This is a genomic window from Mesorhizobium sp. CO1-1-8 (assembly GCF_020164875.1).
GTDB lineage: Bacteria > Pseudomonadota > Alphaproteobacteria > Rhizobiales > Rhizobiaceae > Mesorhizobium.
The window spans coordinates 494,858-520,803 of sequence record NZ_JAIUGZ010000001.1 but is presented as its reverse complement, the minus strand read 5'-3'; the positions used below and the strand labels follow the sequence as shown (position 1 = coordinate 520,803).

The 25,946-nt window shown below is 63.7% G+C and carries 26 protein-coding genes and 1 riboswitch; of the genes, 12 read left to right on the top strand and 14 right to left on the bottom strand.

The genetic code is table 11. The annotated features are described in order from the left end of the window. Positions 1 to 29 precede the first annotated feature (29 nt). Complete coding sequence (locus LB558_RS02600; protein WP_224696069.1) at positions 30 to 1,037, bottom strand: zinc-dependent alcohol dehydrogenase family protein; 1,008 nt, start codon at positions 1,035 to 1,037, stop codon at positions 30 to 32. A gap of 102 nt (positions 1,038 to 1,139) precedes the next feature. Here LB558_RS02600 and LB558_RS02595 point away from each other — a divergent pair, with 102 nt between their 5' ends. Next, positions 1,140 to 1,748 (top strand): TetR/AcrR family transcriptional regulator, encoded by a 609-nt coding sequence (locus LB558_RS02595; RefSeq protein ID WP_224696068.1) that lies wholly within the window; start codon positions 1,140 to 1,142, stop codon positions 1,746 to 1,748. 96 nt (positions 1,749 to 1,844) lie between these two features. Here LB558_RS02595 and groL read toward each other — a convergent pair whose 3' ends face one another. From groL to LB558_RS02580, 3 genes are all read right to left on the bottom strand, one after another. After that, entirely contained in the window at positions 1,845 to 3,500 is a 1,656-nt protein-coding gene (groL, locus tag LB558_RS02590) for a chaperonin GroEL (protein ID WP_224696067.1), read from the bottom strand. Positions 3,501 to 3,562: 62 nt separating this feature from the next. Then, the gene (gene groES, locus LB558_RS02585; protein WP_006203049.1) at positions 3,563 to 3,859 is read right to left on the bottom strand and encodes a co-chaperone GroES; all 297 of its coding nucleotides are present in this window, start codon (positions 3,857 to 3,859) and stop codon (positions 3,563 to 3,565) included. A gap of 165 nt (positions 3,860 to 4,024) precedes the next feature. Further along, positions 4,025 to 4,822, bottom strand: a complete 798-nt coding sequence (locus LB558_RS02580; protein WP_224696066.1) for a class I SAM-dependent methyltransferase — start codon at positions 4,820 to 4,822, stop codon at positions 4,025 to 4,027. Between the two features lie 198 nt (positions 4,823 to 5,020). On the opposite strand from LB558_RS02580, the gene LB558_RS02575 reads away from it, so the two are divergent. After that, a complete protein-coding gene (locus LB558_RS02575) occupies positions 5,021 to 5,788 on the top strand; it encodes a hypothetical protein (protein WP_224696065.1) in 768 nt (255 codons plus the stop codon). A 27-nt stretch (positions 5,789 to 5,815) separates the two neighbouring features. Here LB558_RS02575 and LB558_RS02570 read toward each other — a convergent pair whose 3' ends face one another. Then, positions 5,816 to 6,442, bottom strand: a complete 627-nt coding sequence (locus LB558_RS02570; RefSeq protein WP_224696064.1) for a TetR/AcrR family transcriptional regulator — start codon at positions 6,440 to 6,442, stop codon at positions 5,816 to 5,818. Between the two features lie 123 nt (positions 6,443 to 6,565). On the opposite strand from LB558_RS02570, the gene LB558_RS02565 reads away from it, so the two are divergent. The 3 genes from LB558_RS02565 to LB558_RS02555 are packed head-to-tail and all read left to right on the top strand — an operon-like array spanning position 6,566 to position 10,189. Next, entirely contained in the window at positions 6,566 to 7,753 is a 1,188-nt protein-coding gene (locus LB558_RS02565) for an MFS transporter (RefSeq protein ID WP_224696063.1), read from the top strand. A gap of 13 nt (positions 7,754 to 7,766) precedes the next feature. Continuing rightward, positions 7,767 to 9,047 (top strand): D-arabinono-1,4-lactone oxidase, encoded by a 1,281-nt coding sequence (locus LB558_RS02560; RefSeq protein ID WP_224696062.1) that lies wholly within the window; start codon positions 7,767 to 7,769, stop codon positions 9,045 to 9,047. Continuing rightward, positions 9,044 to 10,189, top strand: a complete 1,146-nt coding sequence (locus tag LB558_RS02555) for an alanine racemase (RefSeq protein ID WP_224696061.1) — start codon at positions 9,044 to 9,046, stop codon at positions 10,187 to 10,189. Before LB558_RS02560 ends, LB558_RS02555 begins: the two co-directional genes overlap by 4 nt. 4 nt (positions 10,190 to 10,193) lie before the next feature. Here the strand turns inward: LB558_RS02555 and LB558_RS02550 are convergent, their stop codons facing one another. Continuing rightward, positions 10,194 to 11,027, bottom strand: a complete 834-nt coding sequence (locus tag LB558_RS02550; protein ID WP_224696060.1) for an AraC family transcriptional regulator — start codon at positions 11,025 to 11,027, stop codon at positions 10,194 to 10,196. A gap of 293 nt (positions 11,028 to 11,320) precedes the next feature. Next, positions 11,321 to 11,528, top strand: a riboswitch (cobalamin riboswitch). 160 nt (positions 11,529 to 11,688) lie between these two features. On the opposite strand from LB558_RS02550, the gene LB558_RS02545 reads away from it, so the two are divergent. The 3 genes from LB558_RS02545 (at position 11,689) to LB558_RS02535 (ending at position 14,597) form a co-directional block, all read left to right on the top strand. Next, entirely contained in the window at positions 11,689 to 12,477 is a 789-nt protein-coding gene (locus tag LB558_RS02545; protein ID WP_224696059.1) for an ABC transporter ATP-binding protein, read from the top strand. Between the two features lie 50 nt (positions 12,478 to 12,527). Then, positions 12,528 to 13,475 (top strand): ABC transporter substrate-binding protein, encoded by a 948-nt coding sequence (locus LB558_RS02540; protein WP_224696058.1) that lies wholly within the window; start codon positions 12,528 to 12,530, stop codon positions 13,473 to 13,475. A gap of 135 nt (positions 13,476 to 13,610) precedes the next feature. Further along, positions 13,611 to 14,597: a FecCD family ABC transporter permease gene (locus LB558_RS02535; protein WP_224696225.1), complete on the top strand. Its 987-nt coding sequence runs from the start codon at positions 13,611 to 13,613 to the stop codon at positions 14,595 to 14,597. A gap of 30 nt (positions 14,598 to 14,627) precedes the next feature. Here the strand turns inward: LB558_RS02535 and LB558_RS02530 are convergent, their stop codons facing one another. Genes LB558_RS02530 through LB558_RS02505 form a run of 6 tightly spaced genes read right to left on the bottom strand, consistent with a single transcriptional unit; the run spans position 14,628 to position 20,437 of the window. Beyond that, positions 14,628 to 15,563 carry a phosphatidate cytidylyltransferase gene (locus LB558_RS02530; RefSeq protein ID WP_224696057.1) on the bottom strand — a complete coding sequence of 312 codons (936 nt, stop codon included), beginning with the start codon at positions 15,561 to 15,563 and terminating at the stop codon, positions 14,628 to 14,630. Further along, complete coding sequence (locus LB558_RS02525) at positions 15,563 to 16,225, bottom strand: lysophospholipid acyltransferase family protein (RefSeq protein WP_224696056.1); 663 nt, start codon at positions 16,223 to 16,225, stop codon at positions 15,563 to 15,565. The genes LB558_RS02530 and LB558_RS02525 overlap by 1 nt, the downstream gene beginning before the upstream one ends. After that, positions 16,222 to 16,665, bottom strand: a complete 444-nt coding sequence (locus LB558_RS02520; protein ID WP_224696224.1) for a hypothetical protein — start codon at positions 16,663 to 16,665, stop codon at positions 16,222 to 16,224. Before LB558_RS02520 ends, LB558_RS02525 begins: the two co-directional genes overlap by 4 nt. Continuing rightward, positions 16,665 to 17,987 carry a phosphatase PAP2/dual specificity phosphatase family protein gene (locus LB558_RS02515; RefSeq protein WP_224696055.1) on the bottom strand — a complete coding sequence of 441 codons (1,323 nt, stop codon included), beginning with the start codon at positions 17,985 to 17,987 and terminating at the stop codon, positions 16,665 to 16,667. Before LB558_RS02515 ends, LB558_RS02520 begins: the two co-directional genes overlap by 1 nt. 5 nt (positions 17,988 to 17,992) lie before the next feature. Next, a complete protein-coding gene (locus LB558_RS02510; protein WP_412033430.1) occupies positions 17,993 to 19,777 on the bottom strand; it encodes a bifunctional alpha/beta hydrolase/class I SAM-dependent methyltransferase in 1,785 nt (594 codons plus the stop codon). Positions 19,778 to 19,828: 51 nt separating this feature from the next. After that, on the bottom strand, positions 19,829 to 20,437 hold the full coding sequence (locus LB558_RS02505; RefSeq protein WP_224696053.1) for a CDP-alcohol phosphatidyltransferase family protein: 609 nt from the start codon (positions 20,435 to 20,437) through the stop codon (positions 19,829 to 19,831). 196 nt (positions 20,438 to 20,633) lie between these two features. Between LB558_RS02505 and LB558_RS02500 the strand changes: the two genes are divergently transcribed. The 3 genes from LB558_RS02500 (at position 20,634) to LB558_RS02490 (ending at position 24,122) form a co-directional block, all read left to right on the top strand. After that, positions 20,634 to 21,113: a MarR family winged helix-turn-helix transcriptional regulator gene (locus LB558_RS02500; RefSeq protein WP_224696052.1), complete on the top strand. Its 480-nt coding sequence runs from the start codon at positions 20,634 to 20,636 to the stop codon at positions 21,111 to 21,113. Next, entirely contained in the window at positions 21,110 to 22,285 is a 1,176-nt protein-coding gene (locus tag LB558_RS02495) for an HlyD family secretion protein (RefSeq protein WP_224696051.1), read from the top strand. The genes LB558_RS02500 and LB558_RS02495 overlap by 4 nt, the downstream gene beginning before the upstream one ends. Positions 22,286 to 22,589: 304 nt before the next feature. Continuing rightward, complete coding sequence (locus LB558_RS02490) at positions 22,590 to 24,122, top strand: DHA2 family efflux MFS transporter permease subunit (RefSeq protein WP_224696050.1); 1,533 nt, start codon at positions 22,590 to 22,592, stop codon at positions 24,120 to 24,122. Positions 24,123 to 24,164: 42 nt separating this feature from the next. On the opposite strand, the gene LB558_RS02485 is transcribed toward LB558_RS02490, so the two are convergent. Beyond that, positions 24,165 to 24,674 carry a CAP domain-containing protein gene (locus LB558_RS02485; RefSeq protein ID WP_224696223.1) on the bottom strand — a complete coding sequence of 170 codons (510 nt, stop codon included), beginning with the start codon at positions 24,672 to 24,674 and terminating at the stop codon, positions 24,165 to 24,167. Positions 24,675 to 24,744: 70 nt separating this feature from the next. Next, positions 24,745 to 25,107, bottom strand: coding sequence for a winged helix-turn-helix transcriptional regulator (locus tag LB558_RS02480; RefSeq protein ID WP_224696049.1), 363 nt, complete (start codon positions 25,105 to 25,107; stop codon positions 24,745 to 24,747). Between the two features lie 106 nt (positions 25,108 to 25,213). Here LB558_RS02480 and LB558_RS02475 point away from each other — a divergent pair, with 106 nt between their 5' ends. Further along, on the top strand, positions 25,214 to 25,930 hold the full coding sequence (locus LB558_RS02475) for a glutathione S-transferase family protein (protein ID WP_224696048.1): 717 nt from the start codon (positions 25,214 to 25,216) through the stop codon (positions 25,928 to 25,930). Positions 25,931 to 25,946: the final 16 nt, after the last annotated feature.

Here is a 25,946-nt window from a genome sequence, read left to right as displayed (position 1 = left end):
TCGTTCTCCTTGGTTTGAGGACTGATGGGTCAGGCGCCGTCGATGATGACCTTCCCGAAGACGTCGCCCTGCTGGAAATAGCGGTAGGCATCGCCGGCCTCGGTGAAGGCGAAGACCTTGTCGATGACGGGCCGCAGGCGGTGCTGCGAGACGGCGCGCAGCATGGCTTCGAGATTGATCCGGTTGCCGACGAACAGGCGGCTGATGGTGGCGAGGCTGCGCTGGTAGAGTGCCGCCGGCAGCTGGATCGATCCGCCTTTGGCATCCTGCAGCGTCAGCAGTACGATGTGCCCGTAAAGCGTGCTGGCGATCAGCGACTGCGCGAAGGTCGCCGGGCCACCGGTCTCGACGACGAGATCGATGCCGCCGGTCTGGTCGCGGACGGCCGCGCCCCATTGCGGCATATCCGATGTCGAGATCACCAGGTCGGCGCCCAACGCCCGCAGCCTGTCGGCTTTCTCGCCGCGCGAGGTGACGGCGGCGACACGGCAGCCGAGCAGCTTGGCGAACTCCAATGCAAAGAGCGAGACGCCGCCCGAGCCGATGACCAGAACCCATTGGCCGGGCTTCGGAATTCCGGCGCCCGTCACCGCGTTCCAGGCAGTCAGGCCAGCGCAGGTCAGCGTCGCCGTCTCATGCCAGTCGAGATGATCGGGCAGCCGCACCGCGCATTGTTCGTCGAGAACGGCGTATTCGGTCAGCATGCCGTCCAGCGTGCAGCCGAGCTGATCGATGAGCCCCGCATTGATGCGACCATCGATCCAGCGCGCGAAATAGCTGCCGGTGACACGGTCGCCGACGGCAAAGCGGGTGACTGCATCGCCGATGGCGACAATATCACCGGCCCCGTCGCTCAGCGGAACGACGCCTTGGCGCGGCGGCAGCGGATAGGTGCCGTTGAGAATCATTGCATCGCGCCGGTTGAGCGAGGTGGCGCGAACGCGCACCACGATCTCATGCGGTTTCGGCTCCGGCTGCGCCGCGTCGCGCATTATCAGGGATTCGGCCCCAGATCCTTCGAGACGGTAGCTTCGCATGTCGATCCTCTCAAGGAATATATAGACTGATCTACATATTATGTAGACCGATTGTCATATTCTGCGCAAGGCCTATAATGATTCCTCCTGACAGAGGTTGACATGGCCAACGACACCCGCACCCGCATACTCGAGACGACTGGGCTGCTGCTCAGGCAGCGCGGCTATTACGGCACCTCGCTCAACGACATATTGAGCGCCAGCGGCGCCCCGCGGGGCTCGCTCTATTTTCATTTTCCCGGTGGCAAGGACCAACTGGTCATCGAGGTGACGCGCGCCAGCGTTGCCGACGTGACGAAGAGGCTGGGCGAAGCGCTGGCTACCGAAGAGGACCCGGCGGTGGCCGTCCATCACATCTACCAATCGGTGGGACGTATGCTGGAGGACAACGAGTTTTCGCTGGGCTGTCCGATCGCGCCCGTCGTGCTGGACTCGCCGACCGACGTGCCGGAACTGGTGGAATTGTGCCGCTCGGCTTTCGAGCAATGGATCGGCCTGCTGCGGGACGCCTTCGTCAGGGCAGGGATGCCCGAGCGCCGCGCGCAGGCATTGGCACTGCTGGTCGAATCGTCACTGGAAGGGCTGATGGTGATCGCCCGCGCCACCCGCGACCGCGCCCCGGTGCTCGCAGTGGCTGACGAGGTCGCGGCGCTGATCGAAGCAGCGGTGCTTGCCGGCGAGGTAAAGCAACCCGCGAATGCTGCCGTCTGAGAGGACCGATAGAGGCGCGGCGATAGAAGCTCGCGCCAAACAAAAAGGGCGGCATCTCTGCCGCCCTTTCCGTATCTGAAGGCTGATAGGGCTGGATTAGAAATCCATACCGCCCATACCGCCCATGCCGCCGCCCATGCCGCCAGGCATGCCGCCGCCGCCAGCCGACTCCTTCTTCGGAGCCTCCGCGATCATGGCTTCGGTGGTGACCAGCAGGCCGGCGACCGAGGCCGCGTCCTGGAGAGCCGTACGGACAACCTTGACCGGATCGACGATACCCATGGCGATCATGTCGCCATATTCGCCGGTCTGGGCGTTGTAGCCGAAGGTCAAGCCCTTGTTCTCAAGGATCTTGCCGGCAACGATCGATGCTTCCGCACCGGCGTTGGCCGCGATCTGGCGGGCCGGAGCCTGCAGCGCACGACGAACGATGTTGATGCCGGCGGCCTGGTCGGCGTTGATGCCGGTGGCCTTGATGTTGGCCGAAGCGCGCAGCAGGGCTACGCCACCACCAGCAACGATGCCTTCTTCGACGGCCGCGCGGGTCGCGTTGAGGGCGTCATCGACGCGGTCCTTCTTTTCCTTGACTTCGACTTCCGTCGCACCGCCGACGCGGATCACCGCAACGCCGCCGGCGAGCTTCGCCAGACGTTCCTGCAGCTTCTCCTTGTCGTAGTCCGAAGTGGTCTCTTCGATCTGCTGCTTGATCTGGGCGACGCGGCCCTGGATCTCGGCCTTCTTGCCGGCGCCGTCGACGATGGTGGTGTTCTCCTTGGAGATCGACACCTTCTTGGCGCGGCCGAGCATGTTGAGGCCGACGTTCTCGAGCTTGATGCCGAGGTCTTCGGAGATGACCTGGCCACCGGTGAGGATGGCGATGTCTTCCAGCATGGCCTTGCGGCGATCACCGAAGCCCGGCGCCTTGACGGCGGCGATCTTCAGGCCGCCACGCAGCTTGTTGACGACCAGCGTGGCCAGAGCCTCGCCTTCGACGTCTTCCGAGATGATCAGCAGCGGCTTCGAGGTCTGCACGACCGCTTCGAGGACCGGCAGCATGGCCTGGAGGTTGGACAGCTTCTTCTCGTGCAGGAGGATGTAGACGTCCTCGAGCTCGGCAACCATCTTGTCGGCGTTGGTGACGAAGTAGGGCGAGAGATAGCCGCGGTCGAACTGCATGCCTTCGACGACTTCGAGTTCGGTCTCGGCGGTCTTGGCTTCTTCAACCGTGATGACGCCTTCGTTGCCGACCTTCTGCATCGCTTCCGCGATCATCTTGCCGACCGACTCGTCGCCATTGGCCGAGATCGTGCCGACCTGGGCAACTTCCTCGGAGGTCTTGATCTTCTTGGCAGCCTTGCCAAGTGCTGCGACGACTTCGGTCACGGCCAGATCGATGCCGCGCTTCAGGTCCATCGGGTTCATGCCGGCGGCAACGGCCTTGTGGCCTTCCTGGACGATCGACTGTGCCAGAACGGTCGCGGTCGTGGTGCCGTCGCCGGCGATGTCGTTGGTCTTCGAAGCAACTTCGCGGACCATCTGCGCGCCCATGTTCTCGAACTTGTCCTCAAGCTCGATTTCCTTGGCGACGGTGACGCCGTCCTTGGTGATGCGCGGGGCGCCGAACGACTTGTCGATGACGACGTTGCGGCCCTTGGGGCCGAGCGTGACCTTCACCGCGTCGGCGAGGATGTTGACGCCGCGCAGCATGCGCTCGCGGGCATCACGGGAGAATTTTACGTCTTTGGCAGCCATTTTTAGCTCCTGGCAGGGGCTTTGATCGAGCCCGGGAATTCAGTTGACGGAAAGGCCTGATATCAGCCGATGATGCCCATGATGTCGGATTCCTTCATGATCAGAAGGTCTTCGCCATTGAGCTTGACTTCGGTGCCCGACCACTTGCCGAACAGGATGCGGTCGCCGGCCTTGACGTCCAGCGGGACCAGCTTGCCAGCTTCGTCACGAGCGCCGGAGCCGACGGCGATGATCTCGCCTTCCTGCGGCTTTTCCTTTGCCGTGTCGGGGATGATGATCCCGCCAGCGGTCTTGGATTCGGATTCGACCCGGCGAACGACCACGCGGTCATGAAGCGGGCGGAACTTCGACTTTGCCATTTTTTCTTCCTCGATGAGAACGGTGAGAAACAGTTCCTCCATCCGGCGGCGCCGGACATGTGGTTAGCACTCACCAAAGGCGAGTGCTAACGTGGCGCTGAAATAGGCTGGCGGCTCGCCGGAGTCAAGGCACTCGGAGCACCTCTTGGCGTGATGATGATGAACTTACCGGTGCCTGGCCGAACCGAGCACCAGCAACGGGCACCGTTCCGCCAGCGGATAGCTGCCGCTCGGCACGACGCGCACCTCGCCGAACCAGTTGGCGGCCTCTTCGATCAGCGTGGCCAGCGTCGCGAAGCTGTAGCTTATGTCCGAACCTGCATAGACGTCGATCGTGTTGATCGACGTCATGCTCCATCCTGTTTGCGCGGCAAGAGCTTCGCGGTCTGGGAACAGGCTGCCGAACGTATCGCGGATCGTTGCCACCTTGATGGCGAAATCGCGGTCGTCGGTCGTGGACGCCATCGCTATCCGCCATTTGAGCGCGTGGAAATTCTCGATCCCGCCGGCCAGAACCAGAGCTTCGATGCCGCGCAGATTATCCGCCGTTTCCGGTCGTGCGAAGACGCGGATCGCTGCGCGCCTGCCAGGCTTCAGCACCCTGGCGATCTCGCTAAACAACGAACTGCGCGCGGCCTGGGAATCGACCGCCGACAGGCATCCGTCGCCGATGACGGCGTCGATGCTTGCGTGATCCACCGGCAGGTTAAGCCAGTTGCCGGCGATTGCCCTTCGCGAGCCGTCGTCGCCGGCCCATACGCCGGAAATCATGGCCGCCGACTGGTCGACCGCCAACATAGACCTGCCCAGAATTGCCAATTCCGGGGTAACCCCCAAGAGAAGGACATCGGCATTTCCGAGATCAAGTTCGCGATCGAATATAGCGACGGTTTCCGCTGTTGGCCGGAGTGGCGCTTCCAGAAGTTTCCAATGGCGGTGGTAATCGTCCCAATGATTTGTCATGCAATGCTATTCGCCCCTGGACGCCTGGATTTTAGATACCACCGGGGCTTAATAGAGGTCGTTGGACAAGCCAAGACATTTCAAGACAACTACAGACAGTCCAGGGGGTAGATAGTGGCGCGCATCGCTGTGATAACGCATGAGCATGACAGGTTCCTGGGCAGGCGCGACATTCTGCTGCGCAGGAGCAGCCCATACATGCTGTTCGACATTCTTGCGGAATTGAAAAGGCGCGGCCATTCGGTTCGGGTTCAGCAAGGCCTGTCGAAGCCGGTCAGCGCGGATATGGCGGTATTGCATGTCGATGCCACGGTGACGCCCACGGACTATGTCGACTACGCCCGGAGTTTTGCATTCTGCCTCAACAGCGGCGCCGCCGACATATCCAAGCGGCGGATCAGCGGTGCATTGATCGACAAAACGGACAGCTGGCAAGGTCAGGTGATCGTCAAAAGCAATCTCAACAATCGGGGTATTCCGGAGACACTCCTCAACCGGCGATCCGAGCGCGCGCGCAAACAGCCGCCGTTTCCGCATTTGCCAATCTTGCATCCCTATGAGATCCATGGATCTCTCGGCGACGTTCCAGATGGCGTCTTTGATTGCGACGATCTCGTCGTGGAAAAGTTCATTCCGGAGAGAGAACCCGACGGTTTTGCTGTTCGTTTCTGGGTGTTTTGCGGAGAGCGCGAGCGCTGCACCCGCTATATCTCCCCGAACGGCCTGGTCAAGGCATCGGAAACGCTCCGGCGCGAGCCCGTCCCGGTGCCCGACGAATTGCGTGAGCGTCGGCGTGAACTCGGCTTCGACTATGGAAAATTCGATTTTGTCATGCACGAGGGCAGGGCCGTCCTCCTCGATGCAAACAAGACTCCCGGTCGTCCGCAAAATCTCGTCAAGATGTTCGCGGCCGGCGCCTCCGATCTGACACACGGCTTCGAAGGCCTGATCCATCGGGCGAAATAGGCGCGGCTGAGATCGTCATCGGACGTTCTAGAGAAACAGCCGCAGCTGCGTGTGAATGATCGACCGGTAATCCTCGATCGTCCGGCGGCTTTCCGCTTCGCCCTCGGCGAGCGCCAGGCGCACCACGCCGCCGGCGAGCTGGAAGATCAGGACAACCATGCGTTCGAACTGCTCGCGCTTCTCGGGTTCGATCAGGGCGATGACGTGGTCGCAGAACATCTTTGCTTGATGCCGGGTTTCCGCGATGTCGAGGTTCTTGAGCGCCTTGTCGGCCTGGATGGCGTTCTGCAGATCCTGGATGGCCGGATCGCCGGCGACACGGCCGAGATAATCGTCAAGCAGCCGGTCAGCGGCCACGATGACATCTTTCGCCTCGTGGATTTCGGCGATGATCGTCGTCAGCCGTGCCCGGCTGACCTCTGAAAACCGATCATAGAGCATCGCCAGGATCGCCGACTTGTTGGGAAAATAATGGTAGACGGTGGCGATCGGCCCGCCCGCCAGCATGCCGACCTCCTTCATGGTGACGGCGTCGATACCCTTTTCTCCGATCAGCCGCATGGTCGTCGACAGGATCGCGTCGATGCGCTCGCGGCTGCGTTCCTGCTTGGGCCTGCGCCTCGGCTCGGTCGCCATTCTCTTCAATTCCGTCATGCACCGATCTTTCGCACGGCTTTTAGATTCCGGTTGACAAGAAATATGATCAAGTATCAGTTTCTGAAATACTGACAGATTGTCAGCTTTTTTGCCGCGCGGCAAGGACGTTGGGAGGCGCCTTTGGCTTCGACAGATACCGGCCATGCAGGCAGTGGCGATTGGCTGGTCGGCAATCCGACCGGCTGGCAGCTCGCCTCGGCCCTGTGGATCGGCTCGGTCGGCTTGCTCATCCTCGGCCTGCAGCCGGTGCTGCTTGGCGCCCTCTACACGGAGGGCCATGTCAGCGGCGACGAACTGGCGCTGGTCGCCACCGCCGAGATGATCGCAATTGCCATCGGTTCGGCCGTCGTGGCGATGCTGCTTTCGGCCCACAATATGCGCTGGAAAAGTGCCGTCCTTCTGCTCCTGCTGGCGCTGGCCAATGTGTGGACGGCCTATGCCGCGAGCACCAACATGCTGATTGGGGCCCGCGCCCTTGCCGGGCTCGCCGAGGGCGGTCTGGTCGCCATCGCCACCGAACTGATCGCCCGCTCGCGGCGCGCCGAGCGCATCGGCGGCTATTTCGTCACCATGCAGACGCTGGCGCAATGCGCGCTCGCCCTGTTGCTGGCGCTCTATGTCATCCCGGCCGCCGGGTCGGCGGGTGGCTTCATCATTCTTGCCCTCGTCTGCGTCGTGTCGCTGGCAGTCGCTTTCACAGTACCCGGTGACTATGCCGACCTGCCCAAGGAAGAGAATTTGGCCAATGTGCTGACTGTTCCCTCGATGACCGCGCTGTTGTCGGTCTTCTGCTACTTCATGTTCTTCGGCGCGGTCTGGGCTTTTCTGGAGCCGCTAGGCGCGCAATACGGCATCGATGGCCGCACCGTTGGCCTGATCGTCTCGGCCAGCCTCGCGGTGCAGGTCCTGGGGGCAATGACCGCGACCGCGTTCGAGGCGCGCATCGATTATCGCCTTGCCATCGCGGCGATCGGCGTCGTCGCGCTTGTCAGTTCCTTGGTTCTTGCCAGTAGCCCTGGCCTGACGACGTTCTGGATCGCTGCCCTGGCCATGGGCTTTATCCTGCTGTTCATCGTGCCCTACCAGATCCGTCTGGCGATCACCGCCGACGAGACGCGCACCGCCGTGCTGCTGGTGCCGGCAGCCCAACTTTTCGGCCTGGCGATCGGACCGATCGCGGCGTCGCTGCTCATCGATGGCAAGGATTTCCGGCCGGTGCCGGAATTCGCCGCCGCCAGCGCGGTGGCAAGCGTGGCGCTGCTCGGTCTCTTCGTCCTCGTGTCACGTCGCCGTCGTGTGGTTGCCTGAGCGGGGATGTGGCATGTCAAACATTTGGAGCAACTGGTCGGGCTTTGTAAGTGCCGAGCCCAGGCTGATCGCCAGCCCCGGCGATGCCGGTGAACTCGGTGATCTCGTCCGGACCGCGCCTGGCCCGGTGCGCGTCGCCGGTGCCGGTCATTCCTTCACGCCGCTGGTGAAATCGCAGGGCACGATCCTGTCCCTGGAGAGACTGGAAGGGCTGGTCTGGCACGACGCGCAAAAACATCAGGCGCGGGTGCGGGCAGGGACCCGGCTCGGCGCACTGATGCGCATCCTGCAAGACATTGGCCAAGGCCTTCCCAACATGGGCGATATCGACCGCCAGGCGATCGGCGGCGCGCTGGGCACAGCCACGCACGGCTCGGGACCGACGCTCGGCGCCTATCACACGCAGCTGGAGACGGTGCAGATCGTCGACGGGCTTGGCAAGGTCCGCGACTTCAAGCGGGCAGGGGATCAGGACATGATCCATGCCATCGGTGTCGCGCTCGGCGCTTTCGGCGTGCTCACCGAAGTGACGCTGAACAACATCGCGACCTACCGGTTGCGCCGCCGCAAATGGGTGCTGCCGATCACCGAGATGCTGCGCGATTTCGAGGCGATGATGGCCGCGCATCGGTCGGCCGAATTCTACTACATCCCGTTTTCCGGCTATGCGCAGTTCATCGCCAGTGATCTCAGCGACGCAGCACCGACCCCGCGACCGCCGGAAGGGGATGAGGCCGGGTTGAGGACACTGCGCCGCCTGCGCACCGGGCTTGCCTGGCTGCCATCGCTGCGCGGCCGGCTGATCCTGGGCGCCATCGCCAAATTGCCGGCCGAGGACTACGTGCAGGACTGGCTCAACGTCTATGCCAGCGACCGGCAGACCAAGTTCAACGAGATGGAATATCACCTGCCGTTCGAGGAGGGGCCGAAGGCGCTGGCCGAGATCATCGAGCTGACCGAGAAGCGTTTTCCCGAGGTCTATTTCCCGATGGAGGTGCGCTCGGTCGCGCCGGACCAGTTCTGGCTTTCGCCATTCTACAACAGGCTGACCTGCTCCATCGCCATCCACCATGATGCCGCAAACGATCCTTTGCCGTTCATGCGGGCGGCAGAGCCGATCTTCCGCAGATATGGCGGCCGGCCGCATTGGGGCAAGATGCACAGCCTGAAAGCGGCGGAGCTGAAAAAGCTCTACCCGCGCTGGGACGAGGCCATGGCGGTGCGTCGCGACATCGATCCGCAAAACCGCTTCGTCTCGCCCTACATGGCCAGCCTGTTCGGCATCGAGAAATGAGCACCTATTTTTCCACCCTCTCGGATGCGCTGAAGACCGCCGGTATCTTCCAGCCCTGCCTGCTGCTCGATCGCGACCGGCTGGACGGAAACATTGCCTTGGTAAAAGGCAGACTGGATCCTGGCCTGGCCGTGCGGCTGGTCGACAAATCGCTCGCCTGCCTGCCGCTGCTTGCGCATATAGGCAAGGCGCTCGGCACCAATCACGTCATGACCTTCCATCCGCCGATCAGCGAGGCGGTGCTGAAGGCGTTTCCGGATGCCGATCTGCTCTACGGCAAGCCGATGCCGATCGGCGCGGCGAGAGCGGCGCTGGTGAAAGCTGACGCCGGCTGGTCGCGTGTCTGCTGGCTGATCGACAGCGAGGAGAGACTGGCGGAATATGGCGCCCTCGCTGACGAACTCGGCATCGGCCTGCGCATCGCTTTCGAGATCGATGTAGGGCTGCACCGCGGCGGCTTTGCCGATCCCGAAGCCTTGTCGAAGGCAGTGAGCGCTTTGCCATCCCACAAACGGCTGCATTGCGAAGGCGTCATGGCCTACGAGGCGCATGCGCCGCTCATTCCCGGCCTTTTCGGCGGACCGACGAGAGCCTTGGCAAAGGCGTCGGCGCAGGCTGCGGCGTTCGTCGCCTGTCTCGGCGCCGACCAGCGCCGTATCCTCAACATCGGCGGCAGCAAGACCGCGCTGCTTCATCATGGCGGCGCGGCCAACGAGGTGTCGATGGGCTCGGCCTTCGTGCTGCCCAGCGATTTCGATACGCCAGGCCTGGAAGGCTTCCAGCCGGCGGCCTTTATCGCCACGCCGATGCTGAAAATGGTCGAGCCGATGCTGCCCGGTCCGCCGGCCGTCACCCGCCTGCTGCAGGCGCTCGGCCGGTTTCCGCGCAAGGGCTGCTATCTCTATGGCGGCAAGTGGATGGCCGAGCCGGTGTTCCCCGAAGGTATGAAGGCGAACGGCCTGCTCGGCCTGTCCTCCAACCAGCAATTCATGGGCTTGCCCGCCGACGCGACCGCAAAGCCCGGCGACTACGCGTTTCTAAGGCCGACGCAGAGCGAAGCCGTGCTGCAGCAGTTCGGGTCGATCGTCGTGTTTTCCGGCGGCAGGATCAGCGAGCGCTGGCCGGCGCTGCCGATGGCGTGATCGCCTACGCCTTCACCGGTATCCAGATCTCCAGCCCGCCATTGCCGCTGTGGGCATCGAACTCCGGTCCATAGCGCTCGAATTCCGGCGCGTCCGCGATCTCATGCCCGGAGGCCGGCAGCCATTTGTTCCAGATCGTATTGACCGTACGGCGGATGGTCGAGATGTGTTCGCGGTGGGCAAAGATCGCATATTTCTGCGCCGGCACCCGGGCCCGGCTGAATTCCTTGGGCAGGTCGGAAAAGTCCGACACTTCGACGCCGGCGATGTAGTCGAAATTGCCGGCATCGTCGCCGTTGACACAGACACCATAGGCGACGTCGCCTGTCTCGCCCGGAATGTTGCCGATATAGGGGCCGAAGCGCTGCCATTGCATCGGAATGGCAGCGCTGCTTTCGCAGCTGTAGCGTTCGCCGAGGCCGGCAATCAGGAACGGCCGGCTGGTCTCGAAACGCGGTGGTTCGAGATTGGTGAGGAAGGACTGGTCCATCAGGATCGGCTCCACGAGATCGAGCTTGTCGAGTGTGCCTTGCGCGCGCACCAGTTCCGGCGTGGTGCCGAACTGATCGCGGAAGGCGCGGGTGAACGCCTCATGCGAGTTGTAGCCGGCGTCGAGCGCGACGGCGAGGATGTCGGGCGCCCCGCCGGCCAGCTTGCGCGCCGCCTCGGTCAGCCGGCGTGAGCGCATGTAGCCCATCACCGAGCGGCCCGTGGCAGCGCCGAAAGCCCGCGTCACATGAAAACGCGACACGCCGCTGCTTTGCGCGACATCCTCGAGTGTAACAGCCTCCGGCAGATGACTTTCGACGAACCACAGCGCTCTCTCGGTCGGGTTCATTTTGCTCCTCGCATTGGCCAGATCATCCTGCCGTTTCCTGGCGCGGCCAATTTGATCGAAATTGCGCATCCCGCGCAATCGCACCGATCCCGTCACAGTCGCACACCGATCTGGCCAGCGTTCGAGCGCCCCTTGCCGCCGACGAGCCAAATTCGGCAGGCTTCGCTTGACAGCGCCAGGCGGGGTCTTCTACGTAAGTAATGTTATTACATATCGAGACTGTGAAATGCCTGTTCCCATAGCTGGTCCGCCACTTCGTCCGAGAAACCCATTGCGAAGCGATGGGTGGAAATCTAGGCTAAGGCCGTGATGGTCCCCGAGTCGAAAGGCGAGGGGTGAAAAGGGAACACGGTGAGATCCCCAGGGGTCGAGGCCGTGGCTGCCCCCGCAACTGTAAGCGGCGAGCAAAATCCGTGAATGCCACTGGCCGGCAAGGCTGGGAAGGCAGGATGGCGCAACGACCCGCGAGCCAGGAGACCTGCCATCACGGAGTTGACCGGACGGGGTGTGCCGGGAGGAAACGCGATCCCGGTCTTGTCGGCCGCTTCGCCAGCTTCCTTCCGTCGCCAGTTTTGGAAAGTGACGGAAAGTTGGACGGCTCCATCCATCGCATCATCGCATGCACGCTTTGCCATCCCGGCAATCCGGCGGGCAGCAGCCAATGACCGCAGCGCTTCTCGAAGCACATAATCTCTACGCCATGGCGAATGGGCGGGATCTGGTTCAGGCGGTCAGCCTGTCGGTGGCATCAGGCGACCGCCTCGCCATCATTGGTCCCAATGGCGCCGGCAAGACGACGCTGCTGCGCATGCTGTCGGGCATGCTGCGGCCAAGTTCCGGCGAGGTGAGGCTCGGCGGGCGCCGGCTGGACAGGATTTCGGCCGCCGAGCGGGCGTTGCATATCGCCGTTGTCGGCCAGACCGACCAGCCCGATCCGCGGCTGGCGGTGATCGACTATGTCGAGCTCGGCCGGGTCCCGCACACCGGGTTGAAGCGCAGGAGCGAGGAACGCGACATTGTCGTCGATGCGCTGTGCCGGACCGGCCTGCTGCCGCTGCTTGGCCGCACCATCGGCTCCCTGTCGGGCGGCGAGCGCCAGCGCGCCCAACTGGCGCGTGCCATCGCCCAGCAGCCAAAAATCCTGTTCCTCGACGAGCCGACCAACCATCTCGACCCGCGCGCCCGCGGCGAACTGCTTGACCTCGTGGCCGGCTTCGAGACGACGGTGATCGCGGTGCTGCACGATCTGGCGCTGGTTGCGCCTTTCGCCACCAGGGTGGCGGTGATGAACCATGCCCGTCTGCAAGCGCTCGCCGCACCGCGCGAAGCGCTGGCCCAAAAGCTGATCCGCGAGATTTTCGGCATCGATGTGCTGCGTCTGCGCCATCCGACCGAAGACCGCGAACTGACGGTGTTCGATGTGCCGAACCGTGCCGCGCCGCCATCCTGATTGAAGCCGTTCCGCAGTCGACCCGATCCCATCCACAAGGAGCAACACCCGTGACACGCCTGGCCTTTTCGCTTGCCTTCTCGCTGCTGGCCTCGACAGCCCTGGCCTTCCCGGTGACCGTCGATAGCTGCGGCAAGCCGCTGACCTTCGACGCGCCGCCGAAGCGCGCCGTCATCCACGATCTCAACATGGCCGAGATGGCTTTCGCACTGAACCTGCAGCCGTCGATCGTCGGCCTGACCGGCATCACCGGCTGGTACAAGGTCGGTCCCGAATTCACGACCGAGCAGGGTTCGATCCCGGAGCTGGCGCCGAAATACCCGACGCTCGAAAACCTCGTCGCCGTCGAGCCCGATTTCTTCTTCGCCGGCTGGTATTACGGCATGAAGCCCGGCGGCGAGGTGACGCCGGACACGCTGGCCCCGCATGGCGTCAAGACGCTGGTGCTGACGGAAAGCTGCGTCCATCTCGACAAGAGCCGCCCCGCCGCCTCGATGGACCTGCTCTATGGCGACGTCGAAAAGCTGGGCAAGATTTTCGGCAAGGAAGCAGAGGCTGAAAAGCTTCTCTCCGGCTGGAAGACGCAGCTCGCCGAGATTACCGCCAAGGTCGGCGACCGTAAGGGAACGCGGGTGTTCCTCTACGATTCCGGCGAGGACAAGCCGTTCACCGCAGGCAAGTTCGCCATCCCCAGCGCCATGATCACTGCCGCCGGCGGCGATAACATCATGGCCGACATGGACACCAGCTGGGGCAACACGGACTGGGAAACGGTGGCGTCGCGCAATCCGCAATTCCTCATCCTGCTCGATTACCAGGACGGCGGCGGCTACAAGAAGCTGCTCGATTTCCTGAAGGCGCATCCGGCGATGAAAGAGACGGACGCGGTCAAGAACGGACGCTTCGTCGCATTGCGCTACGCCGAACTGACGCCCGGACCAGCCAACATCGAAGCGATCGACAAGATCGCCAAGGCGATGCATCCGGAAGCGTTTTGATGCCTGTCGCCCAAAAGTGCGCAGCGGTTTTGGGGCAACGACATGCATGAACAAAAGACTCTGGAAGGGCGTCGCGCGCATCCTGACAGATGTGACGCATTTCCAGGCTTGCGCCATCCGTCATTTGCGCTGGCCATGCTGGCGGGGGCGGCGGCGATCGCCGCTCTCGCTCTGCTGTCGATCGCCTATGGCTCGACGCTGATCCCGTTGACCGACGTTGTTGCAGCACTTGGCCGTGCAATCGGCTTTGGTGGGCACGACGTATCCGGGCCGGTCGGCAAGATCGTCGTCGATCTGCGGCTGCCGCGCACGATCCTGGCCGTCTGCGTCGGCGCGGGCCTCGGCGTCGTCGGCGCGTTGCTGCAGACGGTAACCCGCAACGATCTCGCCGATCCGTTCCTGTTCGGCCTGTCGTCGGGCGCCGCCGCCGGTGCCGTGTCCGTCATCACCGTCTTCGGCGACAGTTTCGGCATCTGGACGCTGCCGGTCGCGGCCTTCACCGGCGGCATCCTGGCTGCCGGTGTCGTCCTGCTGCTGGTCGCGCGGGTGAGGGGGCAAGGCCCTGAGCGGTTGATCCTTGCCGGCCTTGCCGTCTCGTTCATGTTTACCGCCTTGACCAACTATCTGGTCTTTGCCGGCGACCAGCGCGCCGCCCACTCCGTGCTGTTCTGGACGATGGGCGGCCTTGGCCTGGCGCGCTGGGACAATATCTGGTTGGGCGCGCTGGGTGCGGGCACCATTCTGGCATACGCGCTGTGGAACCACCGACGGCTTGATGCTTTCCTGGCCGGCGAAAACGCTGCCGAAAGCCTGGGCGTGCCAGTGGCGCGCATGCGCCGGATGACCTTTCTCGTCGCCGCCTTCTCGACGGCCATCCTGGTTTCGGTGGCCGGCGTCATCGGATTCGTGGGGCTGATGATCCCGCATCTGTCGCGGCCGCTGGCGGGTCCCTTGCATTTGCGCCTGGTTGCCAGCTGTGCCGTGTTCGGGGCGGTGTTGTTGCTGGCCAGCGATCTTTTGGCCCGAACGCTGCTGCCGCCGCAGGAACTGCCGATCGGCATCATCACCAGTTCGGTCGGCGCGTTCTTCGTCGTCACCATGCTGATCCGCAACCGGCTGTGATTGCGGCAGGCAGGTCGCCGGCTCAGGCTCTCAGACCGTCCAGAAATAGCGTACAATGTGGAAGAACACCGGCGCGGCGAAGACCAGGCTGTCGGTGCGGTCCATCATGCCGCCATGGCCTTCGATGAGATGGCCCCAGTCCTTGACGCCCTGGTCGCGCTTGATGGCCGAGGCGACCAGCCCGCCGAGGAATCCCATCGAGCAGGCGACGAAGGCCACGGCTGCCGCCTGCAGCGGCGAGAAGGGCGTCACGAACGACAACAGCGCGCCAAGCAGGCTCGCCGACACCAGTCCGCCGATCAGGCCTTCCCAGGTTTTGGACGGCGAGACGTTCGGCGAAAACCGGTGTTTTCCAAAGAGCTTGCCGAAGATGTACTGCAGCACGTCGCTGCCTTGCACGACGATGATCAGGAAAGCGATCAGCAGCAGGGTGCGGCCTTCGAAGCCCGGCACGTCGAGTGTCAGCAGGGCAGGGACGTGGCTGACGCAATAGACCGAGATCATCACCGCCCATTGCTGCGCGGCGATGCGCTCGAGGAAGCGTTCGGTGTCGCCATGCAGCGCCGTGATGGCCGGCATCAACAGGAAGCAGTAGACCGGAATGAAGATGACGAAGAGCCCGTACCAGGCGGTCCACACCAACCAGTACTGAAACGGGATGATGATGCCGAACATGCCAAGCAGCACCCAATGGTCGCTGCGGCGCGTATGCGTCAGCGTCACGAATTCGCGCAGCGCCGCGAAGGAAATCAGCGCAAACAGGATGGTCATGCCGTAGCGGCCGAAGAAGAAGGCGACCGTCATCAGCGCCACCATCACCCACCAGGCGTTGATGCGCTGGGTCAGATTGACCAGCGTCGAGCTGAGCGGTTTTGGCGCCCGCGCCGAAAGGATGGCGGCGACGATGCTGGCGGTGGTCAAAACCGCCAGCAGGCCGATGATCAGGATGGAGATCTCGTGGCGCATCAATCGTCTCGCTCGGGACGCGGGTTGAGCGCCAGAAGCGTGGCGTGGGCGCGTTCGAGGAAGGCGCGGCGTTCCTCGCCCGGGCCAACCGCGACCGGCGCGCCGAAGACGACGCGGCACAGCAGCGGCACCGGCAGGAACTGGCCCTTGGGCAGCACGCGCGACATGTTCTCGATCCAGCACGGGATTAGCTCGACCTCAGGCCGCGCCGTCGACAGATTGTAGAGCCCGGAGCGGAAAGCCAGCAGCGGCTCTTCGGTCATGTTGCGGGTGCCCTCGGGAAACAGGATCAGCGAGTGGCCCTGGTCGAGAACCGACAGCATGATCTCGATCGGGTTTTCCTCAGGTTTCGTCCATTGCCGGTTGATGAGCACGGACGACAGCATGTCCTGCGCGATGAAGCGGCGCAGCCGCGACTTCCCCCAATATTCGCCTGCGGCAACCGCGTGCGTGATCGCGCGCTCCCTTTCGCTGAGACAGGCCGACAGCAGGATGAAGTCGCCATGGCTGGTGTGATTGGCGAAATAGATGCGCTGCCGGTCGGACGGCAGGCTGCCGCTCCAGATCGGACGCACGCCGGTCACCATCCAGGCCAGCGCCGAGAGGCCGACGGACGTCACGGTCTGCAGCAAGGTGAAGGTTCTCAGCGAAAGCTTGTTCATCGCGGCGCCCAAAACCCCGCCGCCAGAAGCGCTGCGGCAAACAGCGCCAGGGCCGCGCGCTGCTTGAACAGCAGGCGGTTTGTGCCGGCCATGCGGTCATCGAGCGAGCGTGTCGCGGACGGGGCCGGTTTCAGGCGCATGCGCGTCAGCATGTCATCCACCGCGGCACCGCCGGCAGCTTCGTCGTCAAGGCTCGCCATCACCCGGAACAGCAGCGCGTCGAATGCCAACAGCGCCGACAGCGCCAGCACGGCGACAGCGCTCGCGGCGGTGATCGACAAGGCGATGGCCGCCGGCAAGTTTTCGAAAGCGCCGCGCGTCGAGGCAGCCAGCGGCGCAAGAATATTCGCGGCCACCACGAGTGCGGCCGGCCAAGCGGCCTGCCTTATCAGCATGCCGGCGAAGCGGTCGGTACGGTCCTGATAGGCATTGCCGGTCATCACGCCACCCGCTCCGTGGCCTCCGCAAGATGCACCGGCCGGCCGGCGGCCGCGAGCAACTCACGGGCAAGCGTTGGCGTCGTGGCTCTGCCGGTCGCCACCAGCCATTCGGCGACGACGCCGGCGCTGCGCTGGAAGCCGAGCGCGCAGCACACCAGCACGGTGCCGTCGCGGCGCGCACTCTCCAGCGCGCCGGCTGCCTGCTGCCGTATCGCCGCCGGCGGCGGCAACAGGTCGATCATCGGAAAGCTGATCCAGCGGCAATCGGCTGCCGCCGGTTTTTCAAGTTCGGCGGCGAGGTCGATGACCGTGCCGAAGCTGTTGGCCTCGCGTGCCGTGGGAAAGCATCCGAGAAAGACGCCGTCGGCAATCGCCACCTGGGGAGCAAGCTTGCGCGTCCACGCCCATAGGTTTGCCCGGGCGCCGAGGCGGTAAGGCAGGAGCAGGATACGGCTTGCCAGCGTGATGCCGCCATCGGCGGATTTCTGGAACACTTTTTCGCCTGCTCCTGCATAGGCGAGGGCGACGATGGCCAGCGCCAGCGCCGGCCAAAGCAGGAAGAGCGCGACAGCGCAAACGAATGCACCGAGCGCAGCACCCGCCAACGCGAGCACGGCGCCCAGCGCGTAGAACCGCGCCAGCCGCCGCGCTTTCGCATCATTGGTCAGCCGGAAGCCTGAAAACGGCAACGCGCCGCTGCGCGGAAACAGCCACAGCGCAAAGAACCCGAGCAGCGCGCCGGTCGGGATGTCGATGAAATGATGCTGCCAGGTCGTCAGCACCGAGGCGCCGATGAGGAAGCACCAGCCATGCCAGAGCGGCAGGAGCAACCCGCCGAGGCGGTGGCGCCAATGATCCCAGATGATCACCAAAAGGGCGATGTGCAGCGAGGGCGCCTGGTTGAACGGCTTGTCGAAACCGCCGAGCACGGCAAACAGGAAGCCTGGCAGGCCGGTCGTTGCCGGTCGTACGAATGTCGCGGTCAGCGGGAACAGGATGAAGCAGATAACGGCGACGATCTGCGCGGTGAGATAGCGTGCGGCCAGACGGTCGACCCCTTGCCTGTCGTTGTTGAGCAGCAGCGACAGGCCGTAGAACAGGTTGATCGACCAATAGGGCACGATGGTCCAGGCGACGAACGGAATGCTGTGTTCGAAGGAGAACACGATGCTGCCGACATCGTCGCGCTGCGACGCCAGCCAGTTGGCGAAGCCGTAGCTGAGATAGAAGAACGGCGCCAGGAATGCCAGCCAGAGGGCTGCCCTGACGACCACCCGTCCATAAGGCTCAGTGCGTGGGGTCGATGCAGGCGGTGAGACCATGCTGTTCAGCGGCGCCGCGCGACCGAGACGGTGAAGATGCCCCATTGGTCTATGCACTGGTCGAGCTTGTCGAAACCGGCGGCTTCGACGAGCTGGTCCATCTCGCCCTGCGTGCGCCGGCGCATCACCCAGGCTTCGCCGCCGCGATGCGAGGTCAGGCTGCGGGCGATCATTTCGAGCTGCGGGTGCCAGGGCTGGTTGGTGTAAAGCAGCAGGCTGCCCGGCTGCATGGCGCTGGCCAGTCCACCGAGCGAGCGGGCGATCATCGCATTGTCCGAGAACAGCTCGTAGAGGCCGGAAACGATGGCAAGGTCTGGTGCCGGATCGATCGAAGCGAGCATGTCGGCATCGAAGGCGTCTGCACGCTGGAACGAGACATCAGCCGGCAATTGCCGCTCAGCGATCAGCTTGCGGCCAAGCTGCACGTTGAGGTCGGAATAATCCTGCAGGCGCACGCTCGCCGGCTGGTCGGAGCTCTTCACGATGGCATCGAGAACATAGCGGCCGTGCCCGGCGGCGATGTCGAGAATGTGCGCCGGCCGCCCAGCGGCCTTGAGCGTCGCCAGGCAGGAGCCGATAAATTCTTCGAGATGCAGCTTGCGCTGGCGGATGCCGCGCCAGCCGATGGCCTCCAGGAAGACGCGGTCGACGACGCGGCCAACAGGTGTCAGACCCCGCGCGTCATTCTCGTAGACGTAATCCAGCGTCGAGCCGGAATCGAAGCCGGTGGCGATGCCGGTCTTCATCCCTCGCGAGACCCAGGCGCCCATGCGAATGGAGGCGCGGCTGAATGCCCAATAGAGGCCTTTGGGCGACAACAGAGCGAGCGGCGAGGCAAGCCTGTCGGCCTCGTCGCGGGTGTAGCCGGCAATGTCCGCCTGCTTCAGGTCGACAGGTACGTCTGGTGCTGCAAACTGCTTCGCCAGGAACCGCCGGATCAGGTCGAGGGCCTGCGCCCGATCGCGCTCGCCCAGCGTGTCGTGGAAGAAACCCGGTAACACATGGCGTTCCTTGGCGCGGCTGCCGAGATTGACGAAGAACGCATGCTGCGGGCCGTGGCGCACCACCCAGTCGCTGCCCGAGAGCAGAAGCTGCGTCGGCACGGTGATGGCGCGGGCATCAGTGACGATGCGGGCGGCATGCTGGTAGAGTTCGACCAGGATGTTGGAGGCGATCGGCCGCGTGATCAGCGGATCGCTCTCGAAGGAGGCGATGCGCACGGGGTCATGGGTCAGGAATTTCGCCTTGACGTAGGAGTTGACGAAGAAGCGGCCCTTGAGCTTCTGCCAGAGTGCGATGCCTTCCCTAGCGAAGGGCACGTAGAGTTTTACCGAGAAGGCCGGTGAGGCCAGCACCATGGCGCGCAACTTCGGCGCATAGTCATGCACCCAGGCGGCGGCCAGCACGGCGCCGAAGGACTGTGCGATCAGCGCGATATCCTGCGTGGCGAAGCCATCCCTGGCGGCAATCTCGCGCATGAAGCAGTCGATGTCGCGCACCAGCGCCGAGAAGGAAGGGGCATAGCCGCGCTCGCCGGACGAGCGGCCATTGCCACGCGCATCCCAGGCATAGAAGGCGTGGTCCGGCATCTGCAATTCATCGACGAGATGGGCCATGCGGCCGCCATGCTCGTGACCGCGATGGAAGAGCACCACCGCGCCCTTGGCACCGGTGGAAGCCGCCGGCCAGAAGCGATAGAAGATTTCCGTCCCGTCATGGCTGCGGAAGACCCGCTCCTGCGCTTGCCGCGCAAGGCTTTCCGTGGCCGCGGCGGCGGTCGGTTCGTGCATCATGGTCTTTCCCTCTGGCGGCCCCACTGGCGGCATGGCGAGCCTCGATGCTCAGCTGGCGCTGCCAATAACGCCGGCGCGTATCCGGTTTATGGCGGTCAGCAGCGAAAGCGTTGCCATGGCCGGAAACACACATGGCGCTATCGATGCCGGCCACAGCCCGGCGGCGCACAGCACGGCGACGACGCCGAGCGCCAGCGCCCTGTCGCTCTTGCCGAACGGCCCGGCATAGTTGCGTCCGACCTTGGCGGCGATGCCGAGCACGCCGGCAAACTCGGTCAGCACAGCCGATATCGCGAAGGCGACGACGCCCCATGCGCCAAATTCCGGAAAGACGGCAAAAGGGAGAATTAGCGCGAGGTCCGAAACGACGTCGCACAACTCGTTCAGATACATGCCGAGCGTCGAGGCCTGCCCGTGTTCGTGTGCCAGCATGCCGTCCACGGCATTCAACGCCATGCGCACGAACATCACCGCGGGGATGAGCAACAGCAGCCAGCGCCATTCGTGCCAGATCGCAATGGCCGCGCCGGCGGTTATCGACATCACGGCCGCCAGGATGGTCATGCTGTTTGCGGTGACCCCGATTGCCGCCAGCCGATTGACCAGCGGCCGCAGTCGACCCTGGAAGGCCGGCTTGAGAGCGTAAAGCGTCGGCATTTGCGTTGATCCCCCGATCCTGTTCAGCGGCTGTACATCAATATGCCGGACGCGGCCAGCGTAGAGGGCGCGCGGTCATCATGCGTTCGCAAATCGCTAACCATGATTGGTCCGGCAAAGCCGTCATGCAAATTTGCTGGCTTCTTGTGCAACGCGGCATCTTGAATAGTAAGCACGCTTATTATATATCCCGCTCATGGTTTCCGATGGCATCGACAGATTGGGCTTCTTGATCCACGACGTGCAGCGCCTGATGCGCAAGCGCTTCGAGGCGAGGGCCAGTGGCTTGGGACTTTCTTCGGCGCAATGGCGGCTTCTGGTCCGCGTTGCCAAGGAAGACGGTGTCGCGCAGGCGCGGCTGGCCGAACTTCTCGAAATCGAGCCGATCAGCGTTTCGCGCCTGGTCGACCGCATGGAGGAGGGAGGCTGGATCGAGCGTCGTTCCGACGCCGCCGATCGTCGCGTGCGCATGATCTTCCTGACGCCCAAGGCAAGCGATGCCTACGCCGTGATCAAGAGCATTGCCGGGGAAGTCTATGAGGAATCGCTGGTCGGCGTGAAGCCGGAAGCCCGTCGCGTCCTCGTCGAAGGGCTCGAGGCGATGGTCCGCAACCTGACCGACGACGAGACGCCGTCCGTTGAAAAAGTGAAGAATGCAGAGGGCGCAGCAGCATGAACGCGGTAGCCAAGATAGACGAGAAAGTGACCGAACTGGACATGGAAGCGCCGGCGCAGCCGGCCCCGGCGGTGGTTGCTCCCCCGGTGCAGCCGGCCCCGGCGCCCGTGAAGAAAAAGCGCCGGCTGGGCCGCTTCCTTCTGATGGTCGCTCTGCCTGCGGCATTGGCTGTCGGCGGCGGCTATGTCTGGGTCACCGGCGGCCGCTATCAGGAGACCGAGAATGCCAATCTGCAGCAGGCCAAGGTGTCGATCGCTTCCGACACGGCCGGCCGCATCGTTAGGGTCGACATCTTCGATAACCAGCTGGTCAAGCAGGGTGACGAGCTGTTTGCCATCGACCCCGAGCCATACCGGATCGCGCTGGCGCAGGCCGACGCCGCGGTGGCGGGAGCGCGTCTCAATGTCGAGCAGTTGCGCGCCGCCTATGGCCAGTCGATGGCTCAGCAAAAATCCGATGCCAGCCAGGTCGCCTTCGCCCAGTCGCAGTTCGACCGCGCCGCCGACCTTGCCCAGAAGGGCATCAACGCCAAATCGTCGCTCGACGAAGCCAAGAACGATCTCGACAAGGCCAAGCAGCAACTCGCCGTTGCCGAGCAAGGCATCATCAGCGCCAAGGCGGCCCTTGGCGGCAATCCCGATATCGAGACCGACAAGCACCCGACCGTGATGGCCGCGCTCGCCGCGCGCGACAAGGCGGCCTACGACTTGGCGCAGACCACGGTCAAGGCGCCGGCGGACGGCATCGTCAGCCAGGCCTCGTCGTTTAAGGTCGGTCAGTATGTCGGTTCCGGCACGCCGCTGTTTTCGCTGGTCGAGACCGGCGACACCTGGATCGATGCCAATTTCAAGGAAACGCAGCTCACCCACATGAAGCCCGGCCAGAAGGCCGAGATCGTGGTCGACACCTATCCAGGGCGTACCTTCGAGGCGACGGTCAAGGCGATCGGCGCCGGCACGGGAGCCGAGTTCTCGCTGCTGCCGGCCCAGAATGCCACCGGCAACTGGGTCAAGGTCACACAGCGCATTCCGGTTCGTCTCGAACTGACCGATGCGGACGCCAAGATGGCGTTGCGCACCGGCATGAGCGCCACCGTTACCGTCGACACCGGCGTGGCGCGTGGCCTGCCTTCGATCTTCGGTCACGCCACGGCTGGCGAGGCCGCGCAGTAACGTCAACAGAATGCCGCAGGACCAGCGGCGGAGGTGAATAGCAGGATTGGTCTGATGGGAGGAGCTGGAGGATCAGCGTTTGGGCGCGCCGCGTAGCGGCCTGGCCATAATCTGAAATCTCCGAGGCAGACCCGTCGGTCCTCATGTTTCCGGGCGGCAGGCATCCGCTCATCAGAGACTTTCAGTCGATGTAACCCCCACATCGACAATCGCGTCCCACCGCGACGAGGGTCTCTCAACGGAAGGCGTTGCCGCCCGGAAACCCCTTGTACACGTTTTTGTTACCTGCTGGAAGTTCCACGCCATGAGCACGCCCGAACCCTTCAAAGAAGTGCCGCATCGCGGCCTAATCACGGTCGCGCTCATGCTGGCGACGATCATGCAGGCGCTCGACACGACGATCGCCAATGTCGCGCTGCCGACCATGACCGGCGATCTCGGCGCCTCACCCGACAACATCAACTGGGTGCTGACCTCCTACATCGTCGCCGCCGCCATCATGACGCCCGTCACCGGCTGGCTGGCCGACCGCTTCGGCCGCAAGGAACTGTTCCTTGGGGCGGTTGTCGGTTTCACCGTGTTCTCGATGCTGTGCGGTATCGCCTGGAGCCTGGAGAGCATAGTGTTCTTCCGGCTGATGCAAGGCGTGTTCGGCGCCGCCATCGTGCCACTGTCGCAAACCTTCCTGCTCGACATCAACCCCAGGGAACGCCACGGCCAGGCAATGGCCATCTGGGGTGCCGGCATCATGCTGGGGCCCATCCTGGGTCCGACGCTCGGCGGCTGGCTGACCGAGAATTTCAACTGGCGCTGGGTGTTCTTCATCAACCTGCCGGTCGGCATCATCGCCTTCCTCGGCATGGCCGCCTATCTGCCGGCGGTTGCCCGGCGGGTGCGCAGCTTCGATTTCTTCGGCTTCGCCATGTTATCGCTCGGTGTCGGCGCGCTGCAGTTGCTGCTCGACCGCGGCGGCGAAGTCGACTGGTTTTCTTCGGTCGAAATCTGGATCGAGCTTGCTCTTTCGATCACCGGATTCTGGGTGTTCATCATCCACACACTGACGGCGGAACGTCCTTTCATCGACCCCAAGATCTTCCTCGACCGCAATTTCGTGACCGGGCTGGCATTCATCTTCGTCATGGGCGTGCTGATCCTGGCCTCGATGTCGCTGCTGCCGCCGATGCTGTCGACCATCTTCGGCTATCCGACCGTCACCATCGGTGTCGTGTTGGGGCCGCGCGGTGTCGGCACCATGATTTCGATGCTTGTCGTGGGGCGGCTCATGAGCAGGATCGACGCCAGGATTCTTGTCGTCATCGGCTTTCTGCTCACGGCGCAATCGCTCTACACCATGTCCAGCTTCACGCCGCAGATGGACAATTGGCTGATCCTCAGCTCCGGCGTCATCCAGGGCCTGGGGATGGGAATGGTGTTCGTGCCGCTGTCGACCGTCGCCTTCGCCACGCTTGACGTGCGCTTCCGCACCGATGCCACGGCCCTGTTCAGCCTGGTGCGCAATCTTGGCTCGTCCATCGGCGTGTCGGTCGTGACGGTTCTGATGGTGCGCAACACGCAGGTCAACCACGCCGAGCTTTCGGCCTTCATCAACCCGTTCAATCCGAATCTGTGGGCGGTCTCTCCAGCCGCCGCGAGCGGCGATCCGACGGCGCTTTCGCAGGTCGATCGCATGGTCAATCTCCAGGCGATGATGATCTCCTACGTCAATGACTTCAAATTACTCATGGTGATGACGCTGCTTGCCATTCCGTTTGTTTTCCTGCTGCGCAAGCCGAAGCAGGCGCCTGCCGGCGGCGCGCCAGCCGCGCATATGGACTAGCTTTTATTGTCTTCGCGATGGCGCACGCAACCGCGAAGACGCCTATTTCCCGAGCACGAGGCTCCAGTAACGGAGCTTGCTGTCGCCGCCGTCGCGCACATAGGCAAGGCCGAAGCGTGTGAAGCGCGGGTCGAGCATATTGCGGCGATGGCCTGGTGAATGCACCCAGATGTCGAACAGCTTCTGCTGGTCGAAGCGGCCTTCGGCGATGTTCTCCGCGGCGGCGCCGGCAATGCGGTTGTCCTTGACGCGCGAGGCGAAATCCTTGCCCCAGCCGGTGGTGTGGCTCATGCGGCGGCGCTGCGCCATGTAGCCTGCCTGCTGCAGGGCGGCCTGTTCGAGCTGCCGGTCGGGGACCAGCGGCGCCAGCCCGGCCGAGGCGCGGATGCTGGCTAGCGTGCCGGTGGCGGAGGAGGAGACCCCGGCGCCTTCGCCGGTCGGCAGAGAAACGGTGCTGCAGGCGGCGAGGCCCGCCAGGGCCGCGAGGCCGGTCAGCACCATGCGCCTGTTCAGGTTCGGGATCGGGTGGTTTTGGATTTTCGCAATGGTCATGCCCCCTGAGATAACGGCGATCATGGCTTTTGCCGGGCAGGGCGACGAAAATTCTGGTCTAACCGACGTTCTAGGCGGCTGTATCGAGATTTACGTCCGAAGCCGGCGAGCGGCCGGTCCGGTCGTCTTCGGTCCGTTCCCACCACGAGCCCAGCGCATCGATCAGCGGTACAAGCTTGCGACCAGGCGCGGTAAGGTCGTAGTCAACCCGCAGCGGATAACCCGGACGCACCGTGCGCCGCACGATGCCGGCTTCCTCCAGCTTGCGCAGTTCCAGCGTCAGGATGCGATGCGACACCGTCGGGTTGTCGCGTCTCAGGTCGCTGAACCGTTTGGTACCGTCCTTCAGATAATAGAGCAGCAGTGTGGGCCAGCGACCGCTGAGCACGCGCATGGTCTCTTCGATCGGGCAGCGTGAGACGAGGTCTTTCATGGGCGGGTCCTGGTTACAGAATTGTGCGTAATTTACATGGGGCGACCAGCGTTTAGGGTCAAGTTTCGCTGCGCGGCGTGATCCCCTCAATCACGGAAGAAAACAAATGGAACCTATCCTGCTTTATGGCTTCCCGGCGGGAAGCTCGATGGGGCTCGTCGCTGCCTTCGAACGCGTCGGGCAACCCTATCGCCTGTGCCGCGTCGACATGCTCACCGAGATGAAAAATGATGCCTATGCCAGCATCAACGACCGTCAGGAAACGCCGGTGCTGATCACCGACGAAGGCCGGGTGCTCACCGAGACAATGGCCATCGCCGCATGGCTCGAAGCCCGTGACACGCAGCGCCGCATCAGCTTCGAACCGCGCACGCCGCAAGCCGACCGCATGCACCAGCTGATGGCCTTCGTGAACACCGGTTTCACCGCGGCCTTCAGCCCGCTCTGGGTGGCATTGGAAATGGCGGCGGATGAACCGGCGCTGAAGGCGACCTTGCGGAAGTTCGGCCGCAAGGCCGTTGCGGAACGTCATGATCGGCTCGAGGCGATGATCGCCGATACGGATTTCCTGGTCGGCGACGGGCTGACTCTGGCCGATACCACGCTGATCGGCGTGGCACGCTGGGCGGAATTTCACCAGGCGATCGACGGCGCTGCCTATCCCAAACTGGCCGGATTGCGCCTTCGCATCGAAGCCGATCCGGCCGTGCGATATGCCCTGGCTGTCGAGGATGGCGAACAGCCCGCCGGTTCTGGCGCCTGCCTTGGCCACGTCCCCCTGACCGAGGTGATCGATCGCTTCGCGGCACCGGCGCAATCGTAGCGATACTTCTATTTCA